This is a genomic window from Microbacterium sufflavum, from assembly GCF_023101165.1.
Classification (GTDB): domain Bacteria; phylum Actinomycetota; class Actinomycetes; order Actinomycetales; family Microbacteriaceae; genus Microbacterium; species Microbacterium sufflavum.
In genome coordinates this window covers 2094836-2113375 of record NZ_CP078076.1, presented here as the reverse complement: position 1 = coordinate 2113375, position 18540 = coordinate 2094836, and the positions used below count along the sequence as shown (strand labels likewise).

Sequence of the window (18540 nt, the reverse complement as noted above, 5' to 3'; positions counted from 1 at the left end):
ATGACCGACGTCGCCGACCTCATCGTCACCGGTTCCACGATCCGCACGGCCGATCGGACGCGGCCCCGCGCCGAGGCCTTCGCCGTGCGCGACGGGCGGATCCTCGCCATCGGCGACCGCGCCGACGTGGAGGGCCTCCGCGGGCGCCGCACACGGACGCTCGAGGTCGGCGACGCCGCCGTGTATCCGGGCTTCGTCGATGTGCACAACCATCACGCGCTCGCCGGACGCACCGAGCTGTTCGAGCTGTCGCTGGCGCCGTCGCTGAGCCTCGACGAGATCCTGGACCGGGTGCGCGAGAAGGCGGCGACGCTGCCGGAGGACGCGTGGATCGTCGGCGGCGCCGTGGCCACCACCCTGCTGCCGACCCTCGCGAACACCGCGACCCGGCGGCGGCTCGACGAGGCGGCGGGCGGGCGCCCGGTCGCGCTCATGGAGGACTCCCGGCACAACCGCTGGGCGAACAGCCGGGCGCTGGAGCTGGCGGGCATCACCGCCGGCAGCATCCCGGCGGGCGGCGTCACGCTGCTCGACCCCGACGACGGCACCCCGACCGGCGTGCTGCTGGAGGCGGCGGGCATCCCGGTGCAGGAGGCGTACGACCGCAGCGGCGGACTCACCCCGGAGCAGCACGCGGCCGCCTCCCGCCGCGGCGTCGAGCTGCTGAACTCGTTCGGGATCACGGCCTTCCAGGACGCGGGGGTCTCGGTCGACATCCTGGCCGCGCTCGCCGGGCTCGACCGCGCGGACGAGCTGCACGCGTGGGTGGTGTCGTCGCTGCTCATCAACGACGAGATCTTCGGCTTCGACCCGATCGGCAGTCCCCTGCTCGACCGCGGCGAGGAGTATCGCACCGCCCACCACCGGCCGGACTTCGTGAAGATCTTCCTCGACGGCGTGCCGCCCGCGCGCACCGCCTCGTTCCTCGACCCGTACCCCGCCGACCCGGTGCACGGCGCGCACTTCCACGGCGAGACGACCATGACCCTCGACGAGCTCACCGGCTGGCTGCGCACGGTCGCCGCCCGCGGCCTGGGCGCCAAGGTGCACTGCACGGGCGACGGCTCGGCGCGGCTCGTGCTCGACGCCGCGGAGCAGCTCAGGGCGGAGGGGTTCACCACGCCCGTGCAGATCGCGCACGGACAGTTCCTCGCCGAGAGCGACATCCCGCGGCTGGCGGCACTCGACGTCTCGGCCGACATCTCGCCCTTCATCTGGTACCCGGGCGTGATCCCGCAGGCGCTGGCCGACGTGCTGGGCGCGCGGGCCGAGCACTCGCAGCCCAACCGGTCGCTGCTCGACGCGGGCGCCCTCGTCGCCGGCGGTTCGGACTGGCCGGTGAGCGAGTCGCCGAACACCCTGGAGGGACTGCAGGGTCTGGTGACTCGCGCCGATCCGCTCCGACGCGCGCCGGGCACGCTGTGGCCGGAGCAGGCGCTCACGGCCGAGGAGGCGCTGGAGGTGTTCACGATCAACGCCGCGACCGCGATGGGTCTCGGCGCCGAGACGGGCTCCCTCACGGCGGGCAAGTCCGCGGACTTCGTGGTGCTGGAGCGCGACGCGATCGCCGGGCCCGCCGAGGAGATCGTGCACACGGAGGTCGTGTCGACCTGGTTCGCCGGGCGTCCCGTGCACGAGCGCTGAGCGGCGGATGCGCCGCTACGATGAGGCCATGCGCCGCTTCCCCGCCTCCGTCTACCGCGTGGGTGAGGAGCCCGATCCGCGGTTCTCGCTCGCGAACGAGCGCACGTTCCTGGCCTGGACCCGCACCGGCCTCGCGCTGATCGCGGGCGGTGTGGCCCTGGAGGTGCTGGGGCTCGACCTGCACCCGGGATTCCGGCTCGCGGCGTCGCTGCTGCTGATGGTCGCGGGCACCGCGGTCGCTCCCCTCGCGTGGTTCGAGTGGATGCGGGCCGAGCGGGCGCTGCGCCAGTCGCGGCCGCTGCCCGGGGCGCTCTCCGCCGTGCTGCTCGCGGTGGTCGTGGTGACGGTCGGTCTGCTTGTCCTCGCGGGCGTGCTGTGGCGCTGACGGGGCGGCGGCCCTGATGCGGCGGGGGGCGGCGGAACCGGATCGCCTGTACGACCCGGGGCTGCAGCCCGAGCGCACGGAGCTCGCCTGGCGGCGCACGGCCCTGGCGATCGCGATCGGCTCGCTGCTGTCGCTGCGGGTGTTCCCTCTCGTGCTGCCCCCGGCCGCGGGGGCCTGGGGCGTCGTGCCGGGGATCCTCGGGGTGGCCACGGCCTGCGTGCTGTGGGTCGCGGCGCGGCGGCGTCAGGCGCGCACGACCGCGGTGCTGACGGAACGCGCGACCGGACCCCTGCCCGGCGGAGGGCTGCCGCTGCTGCTGACCGTGTTCGCGAGCGGCTTCGGCGTGGTGGCGCTCGTGCTCGTCGCGGTCGCGCAGCTCACGGCCTGAGCCGCGGGCACCGGTGGGGCCGGCCTGGGTCGTGCCCCTCCCGCCTGCGGTCGGTCCGGTGCGGGCCTCCCGGACGGACCGGTGCGGTCGGCGCCGGACGGACCGGTGCGGTCGGCGCCGGCGACCCCTCAGACGCCGGCGCCGACCGCGGTCCCGGTCAGTCGGCGACCGCCAGCACGGCCCGTCCGACGGCTCGCAGCTCTGTCGCGTCATGCGTCGACCGCTGTCCGGGCACGTAGCGCACCCGCCGCAGCTCACCGCCGCGGAACGGGAAGGAACGGTGCCGCTCGTGCAGCTCCCAGTCGACCGGGCCGCCGTAGTCGTAGCCGACGCTGATGCCCGTGAACGGCGCCATCCCGAGCAGCATCGGCACGTCGTCGATGCGGGCGACCTCGGCGCCGTCCACGTCGAGCGCGACCCGCCACCGCAGTCCCGGCCGCTCGTCCACGCGCAGCACCAGCTCGTGCGACCCCGGAGCGAGCCGGGGGCCGTCCGCCCGGCGCATCGCCCCGTACGCGTTGTACGCCAGCAGCGGCGCGCGGTCGTCGAGCGCGAGCAGGTAACCGCCGCCCTGGTCGCCGTGCGCCACGATCACGCCCGCCGCATCGTCGCGCACGAGCACGTCGACCTCGACCAGGAACGACCGCAGCACGGTGAGCTTGGACGACCGGAACCGCTCCAGCGGGGGGCGGAACGGGATGAGGTCGACCGGAGCCGACAGGGGCTCCTCGGTGTCGGGCCGCAGCCGGAACAGGGCGCCCTCGTCGTCGAGCGGGAACACGGTGTTGCGCCAGGCCTCCGCGTGCCACCGCGCCGCGAGGGCCCGGACGCGTTCCGGGTGCAGGGCCGCCACGTCGCGGGTCTCGGTGGGGTCGGCGGCGAGGTCGTACAGCTCCCACACCCCGCCCTCCGGCCCCTCGTCGCGCGTCGGGGGCACGGTCGACAGCGCCTTCCAGCCGCCCTCGACGATCGCCCGCCGTCCGACGCACTCGAAGTACTGCGCCTCCCGGCCGTCGGCCGCGGGGTCGGCGAGCACGGACGCGATGCTGCCGCCGTCCATCTCGAATGCCGGCCGTCCGTGCCGCTCGTCGAGCGGGGGCACGTCGCACAGCTCCAGGATCGTCGGGGCGAGGTCCGACACGAACACGAACTGATCGCGCAGGCCGCCCGTCATGGGGGCGTCGGGCCACGACACGATCAGCGGCGCGTGCACCCCGCCCTCGTAGGTCGTGGCCTTGAACGAGCGGAACGGCGTGTTCGACACGCGTGCCCATCCGGTCGGGTACTGCCCGAACAGCCGCGGGCCGCCGATGTCGTCCACGTCGCGCGGCACGTCGCGCACCCAGCCGTCGGGCATCGCCCCGGAGGCGCCGAACTGGGCGAAGTAGCTGCGGGTGCCCGTCGGGCCGCCCTCCGCGGTGCCGCCGTTGTCGCTCGCGAGCACCACGAGGGTGTTGTCCCACTCGCCGCTGCGCTCCAGGCGCGCGCGCAGCCGCCCCACGCTCTGGTCGATCTCGTCGACCGCGGCCGCGTACACCTCCATGTGCCGGGCGAACAGCCGCTGCTCCTCGGGGTCGAGCGCGTCCCACGCGGGGATGCTCGCGCCGTCGGCGAGCGGGTCGGGCGGCAGCTCGGCGTGCGGGGGCACGATGCCGCGCTCGCGCTGCCGGGCGAACCGCTGCTCGCGCATCCGGTTCCAGCCGTCCTCGTAGCGGCCGCGGTACTTCTCGATGTCGGCCTCCTTGGCCTGGATCGGCCCGTGCACGGAGGTGTGCGCGTAGTAGAGGAAGAAGGGGCGGTCGGGCTCGTTCACGCGCAGGTCGTCGATCATGCCGATCGCGCGGTCGGTCAGCTCGTCGGTGAGGAAGAACCCGTCGGGGAACTCGCGCACGTCCACCACGGAGTTGTCCTGCACGAGCCGGTGCGGGTGGTGCAGCGAGGTGAAGCCGTCCATGCTCCCGAAGTACCGGTCGAACCCGCGCTGCAGCGGCCAGGTGCGGCGGTCGGCGCCGTCGTGCAGCCGCGACTCCAGCGTCAGGTGCCACTTGCCGACCATGAAGGTCGCGTAGCCGCCGGCGCGCAGCGATTCCGCGAGGGTGGGGGCCGCCGCGGGCAGCTCGCACGAGAAGCCGGGGTAGCCGGGGTCGACGTGCGCCACGAACCCGAAGCCCGCGCGGTGCGGGTTGAGGCCGGTGAGCAGCGCCGCCCGCGCCGGGGAGCACATCGGCGCGGTGCGGTAGTTCGTGAACACCCAGCCGTCGTCGGCGAGGGCGTCGATGTGGGGCGTGTCGATCTCGCTGCCGAACGGGCCGAGGTCGCTGAAACCCAGGTCGTCGATCAGCATCACGATCACGTTCGGCGCCCCCGCCCGCGCCCGCCGCGGCTCGGGCCACCACGGCTCCGACTCCGACGTGAACTCCGCCGCCGTGCCCTCGAAGCCCTCATAGCCGCGGGCGTCTGCGGCCGCCATTCAGCCGGCCCTCCGGATCAGCTCGAAGATGCGCGTGCGCAGCTCCGCGAACGCCGGGAGCGCCCGCGTGGTCAGCTGGTCGCGCGGGCCGAGGTCGATGTCGATGATCTCGGTGACCTTGGCCGGCCGCTCGCCCAGCACCACGACCCGGTCGGACAGGTACACGGCCTCGTCGATGTCGTGGGTGACGATCACGATGGTCATGCCGAACTGCTCGCGGATCCGCAGGCACAGGTCTTCCAGCTCGAAGCGCGTCTGCGCGTCGACCGAGGCGAAGGGCTCGTCCATCACCAGCACCTCGGGCCGGTAGGCGATCGCCCGGGCGATGGCGACGCGCTGCTGCATGCCGCCCGACAGCTGCCACGGGAACTTCGCCTCGGCACCGGAGAGGCCGACCGCGGCGAGCGCGGCGCCGATCCGTTCCTCGCGCTCCGCGGCGGGCAGACGCAGGTGCTTCAGCGGCAGCCGCACGTTCTTCTCCACCGTGAGCCACGGCATGAGCGAGCGCGTGTACTCCTGGAACACGAGGGCCATCTCCTGGGGCGGCCCGTCGATGGGCACGCCGTCGATCGCGGCGCTCCCAGCGGTGATGCCCTGGAGCCCGGTGAGGCACTTCAGCAGCGTGGTCTTGCCGATACCGGACGGGCCGACGATGCAGCACACCTCGCCGGCGCGCACGTCGAACGTGAGGTCGGCGATCACCGGCACGAGGCCGTTGCGGGTCTGGTACGACTTGGCGAGTCCGTCGACGCGCAGGCGCACGGGGGCGCTCTCGATGGTGGTCATGCGTTCTTCTCCTGTTGCTGGGAGGCGATGTACCAGCGCAGCACGCGGCGCCGGAAGAGGGTGAACAGGGCGGTGGCGGCGTAGCCGATGATGCCGAGCACGAGGATGCCCGCCCACATGTCGGGGATCGCGAACGACTGCTGCGCGAGCAGGGTCGCCGCTCCCAGTCCGGTGGAAGAGCCGAGCATCTCGCTCGCGATCATCACGACGAACGCGGTGATGAGACTGACCTGCATGCCGGACAGGATGCGCGGCCCCGCGGCGGGCAGCATCACGGAGAACAGCCGCTCGGGGCCGGTCAGCCGGTAGACGCGGCTGACCATGTCGAGCGTCGGCTCCCCTGCGCGCACCCCGTCGATGGTCGAGATGAGGATCGGGAACACCGCGGCGAGGGTGATCGAGAGGATGCGGGTCTCGGTGCCGAAGCCGATCAGCGACACGAAGATCGGCACGAGCGCGACGGGCGGGATCGCGCGGAAGAAGTGCACGGTCGGCTCCACCAGCCAGCTGAGCGGACGGATGAGCCCGAGCACCAGGCCGAGCAGCACGCCGATCACGGTCGCCAGCACGAACGACAGCGCGAGGTTGCCGACCGAGGAGGCGACGTCGACCAGGAACGCCGGCGTCTGCGCGAGCTGCCACAGGCGCTGGAGGATCACCTGCAGCGGCGGGAAGAACGCGTTGGTCGAGGCTGCGGAGGCGACCCACCACAGCACGAGCAGCAGCACCGGCACGGCGATCTCCGCGCCGATCAGCACGCCCCGCGGGAGGCCGCCCTGGCCGCGCCTCCTGGACAGGCGCGAGGGGGTCTGGATCGAGGTGGTCAGGGTCATCACACGACCTGCTTCCGGTACTGGGGGTGCCAGTGCAGCAGCCGCCGCTCGCCCCACTGGCTCAGTCCCTGCACGAGCAGGCCGAGCACGCCGAGGAGGAGCACGTAGGCGAACAGCTGCGCCTGGTTGCCGCTGATCTGCGACAGCAGCAGGCTCTGGCCGAGACCGGGTCCGCCGCCGAGCAGCCCGGCCACGACCGCGACCACGAGCGAGGTGGGCGCCGCGACGCGGATCGCGGTGCCGATGTAGGGCAGGGCGCTGGGCAACACGATGCGGCCGAGGATCTCGCCGCGCCCCATGCCGTACGAACGCCCGGTCGCCCTGGCCACCGGATCGGTGTCGAAGACGCCGGCGGAGGCCTGCACGGCGATCGCGATGAAGCAGCCGAAGAACACCAGGAAGATCCCCATGCCCAGGGTGGGCCCGAGCACGAGCACCACCACGGGCAGGATCACGATCGGCGGGATCGGCTTGAGGAACTCGAGGGGCACGCGGGTGGCGTGCATCGCCAGCGGCGAGGTGCCGATCGCGACGCCCAGCACCACGCCGATCACGATGGCGAGCACGAGCCCGACGAGCGCCATGGTGAGGGTGTCGCCGAGCGCGGTCCAGGTCGCGGGGGTGCCGAGCAGGCGCACGGCCTCGCCGATCGCGGCGGTCGCGGGCGGCAGCGGGGAGTCGGCGAGGGGCCCGGCGGTCGCGGACCACTCCCAGAGGGCCAGCGCCGCGAGGACGCCGACCGCTCCGACGAGGGGTGGGACGAGGGGGGAACGGGTCATGGTGCTCACTCCGCGGCGACGACGACGCCCTCGAGGTCGACCGGGGACGGCAGGAAGCCGAGCTTCCCGAGCTTCTCGTTCACGCGCTCGAGGTCGATCGGGGCGACCTCGGCGGGCCAGAACGGGAGCTTGACCTCGTCGACCGTGAGCGTCGAGCCGGTGGCGTCGATGCCGGCCTGGATCGCGTCCTCCGGATGCTCGTTCGCGTAGGCGTTGCTCTTGGCGATGGCCCGCTGGAACGCGGCGATCGCGTCGGCCTTGCCCGAGAGGGTGCTCTCCCCCGTGGTCCACAGTCCGACGGCACCCTCCTCGAAGAAGCCGACCGACGGGGCGGAGACGAACGTCGCCCCGGCCGCGGCGGCCTCGCCGGTGAACGGGCTCACGAGGCCCGCCGCGTCGACGGTGCCGCTCTTGAGCGCCGCGACCGCGGAGGTGAAGTCGAGCACGACCCACTCGACCGAGGAGGGATCGACGCCGGCGCGGTCGAGGGCATCGGTGATCACGACCTCCAGCTGCGCCTTGCGGGCGGGGATGGCGATGGTCGCGCCCTCGAGGTCGGCGACGTCTGTGATGCCGCTCGCCGCGGAGGCGTAGAGGCCGGTGTCGTCGACCTCGGCCGGGTCCTCGGCGTCGGCCGCGCCGTCGACGTAGCCGTCGGCGGGAGCCACGACCTTGAGCGGCACCCCGCTCGCGAGCGCGTTGAGCAGCGGGATGCTGGGGGCGTAGGCGATGTCGACCTGGCCGCTCTGCGCGGCGGCGAGGCCCGCGGGCGGGTTGGCGACCACCGACGTCTCGATCGCCAGGCCCTCGTCCTCGAAGAAGCCCTGCTCCTGTCCGAGCAGCAGCGCCCCGTCGGAGACGAGTCCGATGGTGGCGACCTTGAGGGTGGTCAGCTCGCCGCCCGCGCCCGAGCCGGAGCCGGAGTCGGCCGGGGACGACGTGCACGCGGCCAGCGCGAGCACTCCCGCCGCGGCGACCACTCCGGCCGCCCGTCGTGCGAGTCGATTCATGTTCATGGAGAACTCCTCTTCGAGTTAGTCACCGGCTGGTGATTTTAAAGATCGTACCCGTGCCTTGCAGGGCTGCGGTTACGATCGGGTTACATTAGTCACCGAATGGTGACGAAAAAGGTCATGTAGATATGGGTTGATGCAGAGGGGGATATCGATGCCGAAGATCGTCGACCACGACGAGCGCCGCGACCACATCGCCGACGCCGCCACACAGGTCATCATCCGGGTGGGATTCGACAAGCTCACCATGCGGGAGATCGCGACGGAGGCGGGGTACGCGCACGGCGCGATCGCCCGGTACTTCCCCGACAAGCGCAGTGTGCTCACCGCCGCGTTCCTCCGGCTGTACACGCTCGCGAACGACCGCATCCACGCGCGCATCGAGGGCGTGCGGGGGCTGGAGGCCCTGGAGCGCATGTGCCGCGAGATCCTGCCCTACAGCCCGAACGGCCCGCTGTACGCGAAGGTCGTGATCGCTTTCTGGGACCACGCCTCGCAGGACGAGGAGGTCACGCGCATCCACCGCGTGAACAACCTGCACTGGCGCGACCTGTTCCGCCAGTGCCTGATCGAGGCGCGCGACGACGGCGAGCTGGCCGACCACGTCGACATCGAGACGGCGGTCAACGAGATCGCGTCCCGCAACGCCGGCTGGCAGATGATCTCGGTGCTGATGCCGGACTCCGCGGGGGACGGACGGCTGAACGACGCGCTCGACGCACTGCTGTCGACGCTGCGCCGCCCGGCCGCCCCGCCCTCCCGCTGATCGCACCGGACCCTCCCCCGTCAGCCCGCCAGGACGAAGCGCGCGCCGCGCTCCCCGATCATGGCGGCCGGTGCGTTCGTGTTGCCGGTGGGGACCGTGGGCATGACCGAGGCGTCGACGACGCGGAGGCCGTCGATGCCGCGCACCCGCAGCTGCGGATCCACCACGGCCTCGGCGTCGGAGCCCATGCGGCACGTGCCGACCTGGTGGTGGTAGGTGATGGCGGTGCGGCGCACCCAGTCCTCGACCGCGTCGTCGGGCACGTCCGGCCCCGGGTAGACCTCGGTCGCGCCCCACTCCTCGGCGAGCGCCGGCCGGGTGCCGATGCGGCGGCACTGGCGCACGGAGGCGGCGAGGGCGTCGGCGTCGCGCTGGTCTTCGAGGGCGGCGAGGTCGATCGCGGGCGGGTCGGCGAGTCCCGGCCCGGTGAGCCGGAGCGACCCGCGGCTGTACGGCGTGACGAGACCGGCCATGAGGGTGAAGCCGTCGCTGCCGCGCGGCTCCAGCTCGCCCCACATCGGCACGGAGAAGTGGATGGGCTGGGTGTCGGGTTCGGGCAGGCCCTCGCGGCTCCGCCAGAACAGGTGGCTCTGGGTCACGGAGACACCGGGCTGCGGCGGGCCGACGGGCTTCTTCCCGGTGGCGAAGATCACGGGCGACAGCAGGTGGTCGTGCAGGTTCCTGCCCACGCCGGGCGCGTCGAGCACCACGGGGATGCCGAGTGCGTCGAGCTCGTCGGCCGGGCCGATGCCGGAGCGCAGCAGGATCACCGGCGTGCCGATCGCGCCTGCCGCGAGGATCACCTCGTCGGCGCGCACCTCCTCCGTCTCCTCCCCCTCGCCCAGCCGCACGCCGACCGCGCGGCCGTCGTGCACGATCACGGAGTGCACCTCGCGGCCGGTGAGGATGGTGAGCTGCTCGGCGATCGGCTGCGCGTACGCGGTCCACGTGTTCACGCGGCGCCCGTCGCGCATCGTCACCTGCTCCTGCGAGACCCCGTCGAGCACACCGCCGTTGTAGTTCGGGTTGTGCGGCAGGCCCTCCTGCACGGCCGCCTCGATGATCGACGCCTGGATCGGCGAGAGCGGGTAGTCGTCGGTGACCGGGAGCAGGTCGTTCTCGATCGCGGCGAACACCGGCTCCACGTCGGCCCAGCTCCAGCCCGTGGCGCCCTCGCGGTCCCAGCGGTCGTAGTCGGACGCGGCGCCGCGCACCCAGATCATCGCGTTGAGCGCGTGCGACCCGCCCGTGACCTTGCCGCGGGGAAGGTGCAGTCGACGCCCTCCCGCATGAGGCTGCGGCACCGTGAAGAAGTCCCAGTCCTCGGCCGAGTGCCACAGCTCCCCCGCACGGGACGGGTCGTGGATGGCCGGGTTGGTGTCGTAGCCGCCCGCCTCGATCAGCGTGACCGCCACGCCCGCATCGCTGAGGCGCCGCGCGACGATCGCGCCCGACGTGCCGGCGCCCACGACGATCGCGGACCGGATCGCGGGCTGCTCCGACTCCGGGTTCACTGCCGCGCCGGGGTTCTCTGCCGCGCCCGGGTCCTCGGTCACGCCCGGGTTCACTGCCGCGCCCGGGTTCACTGCCGCGCCCGGGTTCTCGGCCGCGCCCGGGTCCTCGGTCACGCCCGGGTTCTCGGCTGCCACGGTCAGGCCTTGCGCCCGGGGCCGGACACGACCTGGGTGACCGCGACCGACTTGAGGCCCTCGACGCCGAACTCCAGACCGTAGCCGGAGCTCTTGACGCCGCCGAACGGCACCATCGGGTGCAGGCCGCCGTGCGAGTTGATCCATACGGTGCCGGACTGCATGCGCGACGCGGCCTCGCGGGCGGCCTCGGGGTCGCTCGACCACACGGACGCGCCGAGGCCGACGTCGAGCGCGTTGGCGAGGTCGAACGCCTCGTCCACGTCGCTGTAGCGGATGACGGGCAGCGCCGGGCCGAACTGCTCTTCCTGCACGAGCGCGGCGTCGTTGTCGATGTCGGCCACGATCGTCGGGCGGTAGAACAGCTCACCGAGGTCGGACGCGGGCTCGCCGCCGGTGACGATCCGGGCGCCGCGGCTCTTCGCGTCTTCCACGAGCCGGCTGACGATGTCGAACTGCGGGCGGTTCTGCAGCGGCCCGAGCACGTTGCCCTCGTCGAGACCGTTGCCCATGGGCACCTGCTCGGCGATCGCGGCGAGCGCGTTCACCACGTCGTCGTAGATCGAGTCGTGCACGTAGAGGCGCTTCATGGCGGCGCAGGTCTGGCCGGTGTTGATGAAGGCGCCCCAGAACAGGTCCTCGGCGATCGCGGCGGCGTCGGTGCCAGGGAGCACGATGCCGGCGTCGTTGCCGCCCAGCTCGAGGGTGAGGCGGGCGAGGTTGCCGGCGGAGCTCTCGATGATGCGGCGGCCGGTCGCGGTGGAGCCGGTGAACATGATCTTGTCGATGTCGGGGTGGGAGGCCAGTCGCGCACCGACCTCGCGGTCGCCGGAGATGCCGATGAGCACATCCGCGGGCAGCACCTCGTTCATGACGGCCAGCATCGCGAGGACGCTCAGCGGGGTGTACTCGCTGGGCTTCGCGACGACCGTGTTGCCCATGCGCAGCGACGGCCCGATCTGCCAGATGGTGATCATGAGGGGCCAGTTCCACGGGCCGATCGCGCCGACGACGCCCGCCGCCTTGTACACGAGCTCGGCGTGCAGGGTCTCGTCGTCGACCAGCACCTGCGGTTCGAGCACGGTGGTGGCGTTGGTGCGCAGCCACGCGGAGCAGGCCCCCAGCTCGAAGCGCGCGTTCGGGCCGTTGAGCGGCTTGCCCTGCTCGCGCGACAGCAGATAGGCGAGGCCCTCCGCGTTGGCGTCGATCGCGTCGGCCGCGGCCAGGAGGAGTTCGCTGCGCTTCTCGTGTCCGAGGGCTTCCCATGCGGGCTGCGCTGCCTTGGCGCGGGCGATCGCATCGTCGAGGTCGGCGACCGTCGCGACGGGGGCGCGGCCGATGACCTCCCGGGTCGCGGCGTCCGGGATCTCCCGGCCGGCACCCTCCGGCGCCTGGATGCGGTCGAGCAGAGCGGCGGCTGCGGACGCGGCGGAATCGGTGGATCCCGAGTCGACGGCTACGGGAACGGCGGAATCGGACATCGGTGTCTCTCCTTCGGCGGGTCACGGCGCGGACGCCGGTCTTCTTCTCATTGTCGGTCGGCCCCTCCGACGGCACTTGTCGCGGAGCGCGCCGCAGATGTCTCCGCGCGAAGGATGCGTGCGCGGCGGGCGTGCGGCGGCTTGGCACCGGCGCCCGGCCCCGTCGGCGGCGGGGTGCGCCATCGTCGCGCGGGATCCCACCAGGCCGGTCCTCGCACCTGGGGCACTCCCCCTCGCATGCGGATCTGCCAGCCGGACGTGTCGAGCGTGCGGTGATGGTGCCAGCACAGCGCGACGCCGTTGTCGGTGTGGGTCGGGCCCCCGCGGGCATGCTCCGTGACGTGGTGGATCTCGCACCAGGCGGCGGGGACGTGGCATCCGGGGATGAGGCACTCACGATCTCGGACACTGATCGCGCGCCGCTGCGCGGTCGTGAAGATCCGCTCGCTCGACCCGAGCCCGACGATCCGCCCGTCCGCCCCGAGGACGACCCGCTGCACCGTGCCGCCGCAGGCCGCGTGCGCGGCGACCCGGGTCGAGACCGGTGTGCCGACGCCCTCGACCTGCGCCCAGCCTCGTCCTCGGGCGAAGTCCTCGGCGGCGACCGTGACCACCAGGGTCGGGGCACCGCCACCCAACCGCGGCATGTCGTCGTGGCGGGCCGCGATCCCCAGGGCCGCCGCGAGCGCATCGTGCTGCTTCTGCGCGCGGCTCCGCCCATCGACCATCCCTCCGGCATCTCCGGACGGGAGCGCGTCGCCCTCCGGAGAGAGCGGCAGGTCGCCGGCGGAGGCGTCATCGAGATCTTCGGACGGCACGAAGTGGACGCCGGGAACCGGCGGTCCCTCGACCTTCGGGTTCAGGTACGCGTCCCAGATCCGCTGCAGTTGCCCCGCGACCTCGGGCAGCAGCGCGCCCCGGATCGGGATGACGCCGTCCTTGGCGCGTGCGAGCACCACGCCCCGAGCTCGCATCGCGATGTCTTCCGCGGGCTCCGCGCCATCGGGATCGAGATACTGCAGGATCACCTGTGCCCGCACCCGCAGATCCTCGGGAGTCGGCACGGGGCCCGCCTCGTGCCCGTCCGGTGGGGCGTGCGTCGCGCGCGCCCCGCCCGCCCCGTCACAGGTCTCCGCGCCCTCACCGGCCGCCGCGCCCTCACAGGTCTCCGCGCCGCGCGCGACCCCAGCCAGATACGCGTCGGCCCGCCACCGGTCTTCGAGGCGGACGCGGGCGCCGGCCTGCTCGATCGGCCCGGTCGCGGCCAGCAGCCCCGTCACGCCGATCGCCCCCTCGACGAGGGCGTCGCGCAGCGCCGGCCACCGCGCCGGGAGCCACTCCCCGGAGGAGAGGTCGACCTCGCGGCGCACCAGCCGCGCGGCCTTCAGCGTCCGTGCGGCGGTCGCCGCGTCCACCCGGAGGACGCGTTGCAGGAGCTCGTTCATCGACCGGCAGCCGAACCGCCCGCAGAACGCCGGCTCCCCCGACCCCGCAGGACGCTGATCGACGTTCGCGACCGCTTCCACGACCACGGCCTCCACCCGTCGCTGGATCTCGCCCGCCACCCGCAGCAGCTCCATCATGTCCCCCGCGGCGAGAGCACTCAGGGTGCCGGATCGCAGCACCGCATCGAGGGCGACGACCGTGTCGCCCAGAACCGCTGCCGATGTGCTCTCCATAGGACGATTCCATCGGGGGCCACCGACATTCGGAGCCGGATAACCCCAGGCCAGAGAGATATTCCGGAACACGCGAGCGAGACATCCCGTACCAGCGCGGGCTCGCGGACAGCCCTCGAAGGCAGCGCACGACGGGCGCACGATCAACCGCCCGCCCCGTCTCCACGTCGTTCACCCGGGCACCACGTCGCCGTGGCTCGAGCGTCAGGTGCGGTCGTCGTCCTCGAAGATCAGGATCGTGCGGGTCGACCGGATCGAGGGGATCGCCTGGATGTCCTCGAGCACGATGCGGCGGAGGTCGCGGGCGTCGTTCGCCCGCACGAGCAGGAGCACGTCGAAGTCTCCGCCGACCAGGGCGATGTGCTCGATCTCGGGGATCGCCCGCAGCCGAGCCCGGACGTCCTGCCACGTGGCCTGCTCGATCGCGAGGGTCACGTAGGCACTCGCGTGGTGACCCAGCAGCACGGGGTCGGTGCGCACGGTGTAGCCGGTGATGACCCCCGCGTCGGTCAGCCTCTTGATGCGCGCGTGCGCCCCGGCACGGGAGATGTGCACGGCCTCGGCGATCGCGGTCATCGACGCCCGCGCGTCCCGTCGGAGCTCGGCGAGGATCGCGCGATCCGTGTCGTCCAGGGCCGTCATGGCACCCCTCTCATCCCGGTCTGAATCCTGACATTGTGAACGCCAGATCCGCAACCATCGTGCAATCGTCCACGATCTGACCGGGGATATTGGATGACTGTCGCGACCGGGGCATGCTGTCCTCATCGAGTTCGGCGAGGGAGGCGGACGATGCTGCACACGGACCTGCTGCCGCGGGACACCGCGGTGAATCTGATCACGGCGGACGGCACGACCGTCCACGACGAGGCCTACGCGCTGCCTGACGCGGACACGCTGCTCACCGCCTACCGGGGTCTGGTCGAGGGCCGCCGCATCAACGAGCAGGCCAACGCGCTCGTGCGACAGGGGCGCCTCGCCGTGTACCCGTCCTCGCACGGGCAGGAGGCGTGCCAGGTCGCGGCGGCCATGGTGCTCGGCGACCGGGACTGGCTGTTCCCGACCTACCGCGACTCGGTCGCCGTGATCGCCCGCGGTGTCGCTCCGGCCGAGGCTCTGGTGCTTCTCAAGGGCGACTGGCACTCGGGGTATGACGTCCGCGCGCACCGGGTCGCACCGCAGGCCACTCCCCTGGCCACGCAGCTGCTGCACGCGGTGGGGTTCGCTCAGGCGGCGAAACACCGCGGGGAGGACACGGTCGTGCTGGCCCTGTGCGGCGACGGCGCGACGAGCGAGGGCGACTTCCACGAGGCGATGAACTTCGCCGCCGTGTTCCACGTGCCGGTCGTGTTCTTCGTGCAGAACAACGAGTTCGCCATCTCGGTGCCCCTGTCGCGCCAGACGGCCGCTCCCTCGCTCGCCCACAAGGCGATCGGCTACGGCATGCCGGGCCAGCGCGTCGACGGCAACGACGTCGCGGCCGTGCTGGCGGTGCTGACCGAGGCCGTGGACCGCGCGCGGGCGGGCGGCGGGCCGTCGCTCGTCGAGGCGCACACGTATCGCATGCAGGCGCACACGAACGCCGATGACGACACCCGCTACCGCGAGCGCGACGAGGTGCAGGCGTGGATCGCCCGTGACCCGCTGCTGCGACTGCGCGCACACCTGACCGCCGCTGGCGCGCTCGACGAGGACACCGAGAAGCGGTTCGCCGCCGGGGCGGAGGAGATCGCTGCCGCGATGCGCGAGGCGCTCAACACCGACGCCGACCTCGACCCGGAAGACCTGTTCCGCTTCGTGACCACGAGCCGGTCGCCTCAGCTCGAGGAACAGTGGCAGCTGCTGCACGGCGAACTCGAACGAGACGGGCTCGCCCACGCCGCAGCCGCGACGAACGGAGGACAGCGATGAGCATCGCCGAGCACGACACCCGCCCCGCGGCCGCGTCCGACACGGCCCCCGCCGACATCGCGAACACCGACACCGCGAACACCGACACCGCGAACACCGGCACCGGCGGCACCGACGCACCGGACGCCGCCCCCGCACCGGCCACGATGACGATGGCGGCCGCCCTCAACCTCGCGCTCGCCGACGCGCTGGCCGCCGACGCCGACGTGGTCGTGTTCGGCGAGGACGTCGGCGCGCTGGGCGGCGTGTTCCGCATCACCGACGGCATCACGGCCCGCTTCGGCGAGGACCGCTGCTTCGACACCCCGCTCGCGGAGTCCGGCATCATCGGCACGGCGGTCGGCATGGCCATGAACGGCCTGCGCCCCGTGGTCGAGATGCAGTTCGACGCGTTCGCCCTGCCGGCGTTCGAGCAGATCGTCAGCCACGTCGCGAAGCTCGGCAACCGCACGCGCGGCGGCATCCGGATGCCCCTCGTCATCCGCATCCCGTTCGGCGGGGGCATCGGCGGGGTCGAGCACCACTGCGACTCGTCCGAGGCCTACTACGCGCACACCCCGGGGCTCACGGTCGTCAGCCCGTCCACCCCGCAGGACGCGTACTCGCTGCTGCGCGCGGCGATCGCCTCGCCCGACCCCGTGGTGTTCCTGGAGCCGAAGAAGCTCTACTGGTCGAAGGGCGAGGTCGACACCACCGTCACGGCCGAGATCGGCTCCGCGCGCATCGCCAGGGACGGCACCGATGTCACCCTGCTGGCCTACGGCGCCTCCGTGCCGCTCGCCCTGGAGGCGGCCGAGGTCGCGGCGGCGGAGGGGCGCAGCGTGCAGGTGGTGGACGTGCGGTCGCTGTCGCCCTTCGACGACGACACCGTGACCGCCGCCGTGCGCTCCACCGGGCGGGCCGTCGTGATCGCCGAGGCCCCGGGCTACGTGAGCGTCGCCTCGGAGATCCAGGCGCGCGTGTTCGAGCGGTGCTTCGAGTACCTCGCCGCGCCCGTGCGACGCGTGACCGGCTTCGACACCCCCTACGCGCCGCCGAAGTTCGAGCACTGGTATCTGCCCGACGTCGACCGCGTGCTCGACGCGATCGACACGCTGCACTGGGACGAGGACGCATGAGCACTCCCGTGAAGACCGCCGTCCGCGTGTTCCGCCTGCCCGATCTCGGCGAGGGGCTCACCGAGGCCGGGCTCGTGCAGTGGCTGGTCGCGGTGGGCGACACGATCGTCACCGATCAGGCGATCGCCGAGGTCGAGACCGCGAAGAGCGTCGTGGAGCTGCCGTCGCCGTTCGCTGGTGTGATCACGGCGCTGCACGGCACCCCGGGCGACACGATCGACGTCGGTGCCCCGGTCCTGGAGGTCGCCGACCCCGGACACGTGCCGCACGACGCCGCGGGCACGCCAGACGCCGACCCCGCCGCGACGACCGAGCAGGAGGCGTACCGGCAGGAGGAGCGCGCCGGCTCCGGCAACGTGCTCATCGGCTACGGCACCTCGGCGTCGACCACGAAGGGCCGGCGCCGCCGCCCCGCTGCCCGACCCGCGCACGTCGGCGCGGCCGCTCCCCGCGGCGCCTCCGCCGGGTCCACCGGCCCCGCAGCCGCGCCTGCCGAACCGCAGCCCGGTGCTCCCGGCGCTCCCGGTGCTCCCGGCGCTCCCACACCCGCCACCGGCGCGGCCGCGGGCGGCTCGGGCTCCGTCGATGCTCCCCCCTCCGCGCCCCGCCGCCCCGTGGCCGTCCGTTCGCCCCTCGTGCGACGCCTCGCGCGAGACCTGGGGCTCGACGTGCACACCATCACCCCGAGCGGAGCCGACGGCGCCATCACCCGGGCCGACGTCCTGCGCGCCGCCGTGGACCATGCGGTCGACGGCGTCACCGCGCCGCATCACACGGCCTCCGACTCCGCGGCCCTCGGCACGACGGCAGGCGCCACCTCGGCCTCCGGCACCGCAGCCCCGACCTCCACGACCGGCACCGGCGAGCTCGACGGCCTCCCCGTGCGGTCCCGCGAGCGCCTGTCGCCGCTGCGGCGCGCCGTGAGCGCGAAGCTCGCGCGCAGCCGCTCCGAGATCCCCGAGGCCACGGTCTGGGTCGACGTGGATGCGACGGAACTGTGGGACCTCCGCGGGCAGATGGCCCCGGAGGGCGAGCGGCCGCCGTCGATCACGGCACTGCTGGCGCGGTTCGTGCTGCTGGCGCTGGAGGACTATCCGGTCCTCGCGTCGCGGCTGAGCGAGGACGGCGGCGAGCTGATCTCGTTCGACGGCGTGAACCTGGGCGTCGCGGCCGACACCGAGCGCGGCCTCCTGGTGCCGGTGGTCCCGCGGGCGCACGCGCTCACGGTGGCCCAGCTCGACACGGCGCTGCGCGAACTGGCCGCGACCGCCCGCTCCGGGTCCATGCCGCCCGAGCGCCTGCGCGGCTCGACCTTCACGCTCAACAACTACGGCGGCCTGGGGGTCGACGGCTCCGCGGCGATCATCAACCATCCGGATGTCGCGATCCTCGGCATCGGTCGCATCATCGAACGCCCGTGGGTCGTGGAGGGAGCGATCGTGCCGCGGCGGATCGCCCAGCTGTCGCTCGTGTTCGATCACCGGGTCTGCGACGGCGGTTATGCGGCCGGGTTCCTGCGCCGGGTGACGGAGCTGATCGAGCATCCGCTGCGTGCGTTCGGGAGGGTCTGAGGCCGCAACCTGCTGCGCGCTCTCGTGGCGCGGCGGACGATGCGCTACGCTCGGCGATTACTGACCG

The 18540-nt window shown here is 73.0% G+C and carries 16 protein-coding genes; 7 read left to right on the top strand and 9 right to left on the bottom strand.

Features of this window, described 5'->3' with window-relative positions:
- From KV394_RS10310 to KV394_RS10300, 3 genes are read left to right on the top strand one after another with little or no spacing between them, the layout of a single operon-like run.
- Positions 1 to 1644: an amidohydrolase gene (locus KV394_RS10310; RefSeq protein ID WP_136044700.1), complete on the top strand. Its 1644-nt coding sequence runs from the start codon at positions 1 to 3 to the stop codon at positions 1642 to 1644.
- A 28-nt stretch (positions 1645 to 1672) separates the two neighbouring features.
- Positions 1673 to 2029 carry a YidH family protein gene (locus KV394_RS10305; RefSeq protein ID WP_136029142.1) on the top strand — a complete coding sequence of 119 codons (357 nt, stop codon included), beginning with the start codon at positions 1673 to 1675 and terminating at the stop codon, positions 2027 to 2029.
- A 16-nt stretch (positions 2030 to 2045) separates the two neighbouring features.
- A complete protein-coding gene (locus tag KV394_RS10300; RefSeq protein WP_136029140.1) occupies positions 2046 to 2417 on the top strand; it encodes a DUF202 domain-containing protein in 372 nt (123 codons plus the stop codon).
- Positions 2418 to 2574: 157 nt separating this feature from the next.
- Here the strand turns inward: KV394_RS10300 and KV394_RS10295 are convergent, their stop codons facing one another.
- The 5 genes from KV394_RS10295 to KV394_RS10275 are packed head-to-tail and all read right to left on the bottom strand — an operon-like array spanning position 2575 to position 8301.
- Positions 2575 to 4887, bottom strand: coding sequence for an arylsulfatase (locus tag KV394_RS10295; protein WP_247981382.1), 2313 nt, complete (start codon positions 4885 to 4887; stop codon positions 2575 to 2577).
- On the bottom strand, positions 4888 to 5673 hold the full coding sequence (locus KV394_RS10290; protein WP_136029137.1) for an ABC transporter ATP-binding protein: 786 nt from the start codon (positions 5671 to 5673) through the stop codon (positions 4888 to 4890).
- Entirely contained in the window at positions 5670 to 6506 is an 837-nt protein-coding gene (locus tag KV394_RS10285; RefSeq protein ID WP_136029135.1) for an ABC transporter permease, read from the bottom strand. Before KV394_RS10285 ends, KV394_RS10290 begins: the two co-directional genes overlap by 4 nt.
- Positions 6506 to 7285: an ABC transporter permease gene (locus tag KV394_RS10280; protein WP_136029132.1), complete on the bottom strand. Its 780-nt coding sequence runs from the start codon at positions 7283 to 7285 to the stop codon at positions 6506 to 6508. Before KV394_RS10280 ends, KV394_RS10285 begins: the two co-directional genes overlap by 1 nt.
- Positions 7286 to 7290: 5 nt before the next feature.
- Positions 7291 to 8301 (bottom strand): ABC transporter substrate-binding protein, encoded by a 1011-nt coding sequence (locus tag KV394_RS10275; RefSeq protein ID WP_136035329.1) that lies wholly within the window; start codon positions 8299 to 8301, stop codon positions 7291 to 7293.
- Positions 8302 to 8452: 151 nt separating this feature from the next.
- Here KV394_RS10275 and KV394_RS10270 point away from each other — a divergent pair, with 151 nt between their 5' ends.
- Positions 8453 to 9064, top strand: a complete 612-nt coding sequence (locus KV394_RS10270) for a TetR/AcrR family transcriptional regulator (protein ID WP_136029129.1) — start codon at positions 8453 to 8455, stop codon at positions 9062 to 9064.
- Positions 9065 to 9084: 20 nt separating this feature from the next.
- On the opposite strand, the gene KV394_RS10265 is transcribed toward KV394_RS10270, so the two are convergent.
- From KV394_RS10265 to KV394_RS10250, 4 genes are all read right to left on the bottom strand, one after another.
- Entirely contained in the window at positions 9085 to 10551 is a 1467-nt protein-coding gene (locus tag KV394_RS10265; RefSeq protein WP_136029156.1) for a GMC family oxidoreductase, read from the bottom strand.
- 164 nt (positions 10552 to 10715) lie between these two features.
- A complete protein-coding gene (locus tag KV394_RS10260) occupies positions 10716 to 12194 on the bottom strand; it encodes an aldehyde dehydrogenase family protein (protein ID WP_247981381.1) in 1479 nt (492 codons plus the stop codon).
- A 47-nt stretch (positions 12195 to 12241) separates the two neighbouring features.
- Complete coding sequence (locus KV394_RS10255; RefSeq protein WP_247981380.1) at positions 12242 to 13873, bottom strand: HNH endonuclease signature motif containing protein; 1632 nt, start codon at positions 13871 to 13873, stop codon at positions 12242 to 12244.
- Between the two features lie 204 nt (positions 13874 to 14077).
- Positions 14078 to 14515 (bottom strand): Lrp/AsnC family transcriptional regulator, encoded by a 438-nt coding sequence (locus KV394_RS10250; protein WP_205812604.1) that lies wholly within the window; start codon positions 14513 to 14515, stop codon positions 14078 to 14080.
- A gap of 150 nt (positions 14516 to 14665) precedes the next feature.
- Between KV394_RS10250 and pdhA the strand changes: the two genes are divergently transcribed.
- The 3 genes from pdhA to KV394_RS10235 all read left to right on the top strand — a co-directional run bounded on the left by pdhA (position 14666) and on the right by KV394_RS10235 (position 18473).
- Positions 14666 to 15784 (top strand): pyruvate dehydrogenase (acetyl-transferring) E1 component subunit alpha, encoded by a 1119-nt coding sequence (pdhA, locus tag KV394_RS10245; RefSeq protein ID WP_136029125.1) that lies wholly within the window; start codon positions 14666 to 14668, stop codon positions 15782 to 15784.
- Between the two features lie 146 nt (positions 15785 to 15930).
- Positions 15931 to 16902, top strand: a complete 972-nt coding sequence (locus KV394_RS10240; protein WP_247982859.1) for an alpha-ketoacid dehydrogenase subunit beta — start codon at positions 15931 to 15933, stop codon at positions 16900 to 16902.
- Positions 16899 to 18473, top strand: a complete 1575-nt coding sequence (locus KV394_RS10235; RefSeq protein WP_247981379.1) for a dihydrolipoamide acetyltransferase family protein — start codon at positions 16899 to 16901, stop codon at positions 18471 to 18473. Before KV394_RS10240 ends, KV394_RS10235 begins: the two co-directional genes overlap by 4 nt.
- The last annotated feature ends 67 nt before the right edge of the window (positions 18474 to 18540 follow it).

Bases quoted from the DNA above. Each gene is read 5' to 3' on its own strand.
- KV394_RS10310 (WP_136044700.1), top strand. From the start codon at position 1: ATGACCGACGTCGCCGACCTCATCGTCACCGGTTCCACGATCCGCACG.
- KV394_RS10305 (WP_136029142.1), top strand. From the start codon at position 1,673: ATGCGCCGCTTCCCCGCCTCCGTCTACCGCGTGGGTGAGGAGCCCGAT.
- KV394_RS10300 (WP_136029140.1), top strand. From the start codon at position 2,046: ATGCGGCGGGGGGCGGCGGAACCGGATCGCCTGTACGACCCGGGGCTG.
- KV394_RS10295 (WP_247981382.1), bottom strand. From the start codon at position 4,887: ATGGCGGCCGCAGACGCCCGCGGCTATGAGGGCTTCGAGGGCACGGCG.
- KV394_RS10290 (WP_136029137.1), bottom strand. From the start codon at position 5,673: ATGACCACCATCGAGAGCGCCCCCGTGCGCCTGCGCGTCGACGGACTC.
- KV394_RS10285 (WP_136029135.1), bottom strand. From the start codon at position 6,506: ATGACCCTGACCACCTCGATCCAGACCCCCTCGCGCCTGTCCAGGAGG.
- KV394_RS10280 (WP_136029132.1), bottom strand. From the start codon at position 7,285: ATGACCCGTTCCCCCCTCGTCCCACCCCTCGTCGGAGCGGTCGGCGTC.
- KV394_RS10275 (WP_136035329.1), bottom strand. From the start codon at position 8,301: ATGAACATGAATCGACTCGCACGACGGGCGGCCGGAGTGGTCGCCGCG.
- KV394_RS10270 (WP_136029129.1), top strand. From the start codon at position 8,453: ATGCCGAAGATCGTCGACCACGACGAGCGCCGCGACCACATCGCCGAC.
- KV394_RS10260 (WP_247981381.1), bottom strand. From the start codon at position 12,194: ATGTCCGATTCCGCCGTTCCCGTAGCCGTCGACTCGGGATCCACCGAT.
- KV394_RS10255 (WP_247981380.1), bottom strand. From the start codon at position 13,873: ATGGAGAGCACATCGGCAGCGGTTCTGGGCGACACGGTCGTCGCCCTC.
- KV394_RS10250 (WP_205812604.1), bottom strand. From the start codon at position 14,515: ATGACGGCCCTGGACGACACGGATCGCGCGATCCTCGCCGAGCTCCGA.
- pdhA (WP_136029125.1), top strand. From the start codon at position 14,666: ATGCTGCACACGGACCTGCTGCCGCGGGACACCGCGGTGAATCTGATC.
- KV394_RS10240 (WP_247982859.1), top strand. From the start codon at position 15,931: ATGACGATGGCGGCCGCCCTCAACCTCGCGCTCGCCGACGCGCTGGCC.
- KV394_RS10235 (WP_247981379.1), top strand. From the start codon at position 16,899: ATGAGCACTCCCGTGAAGACCGCCGTCCGCGTGTTCCGCCTGCCCGAT.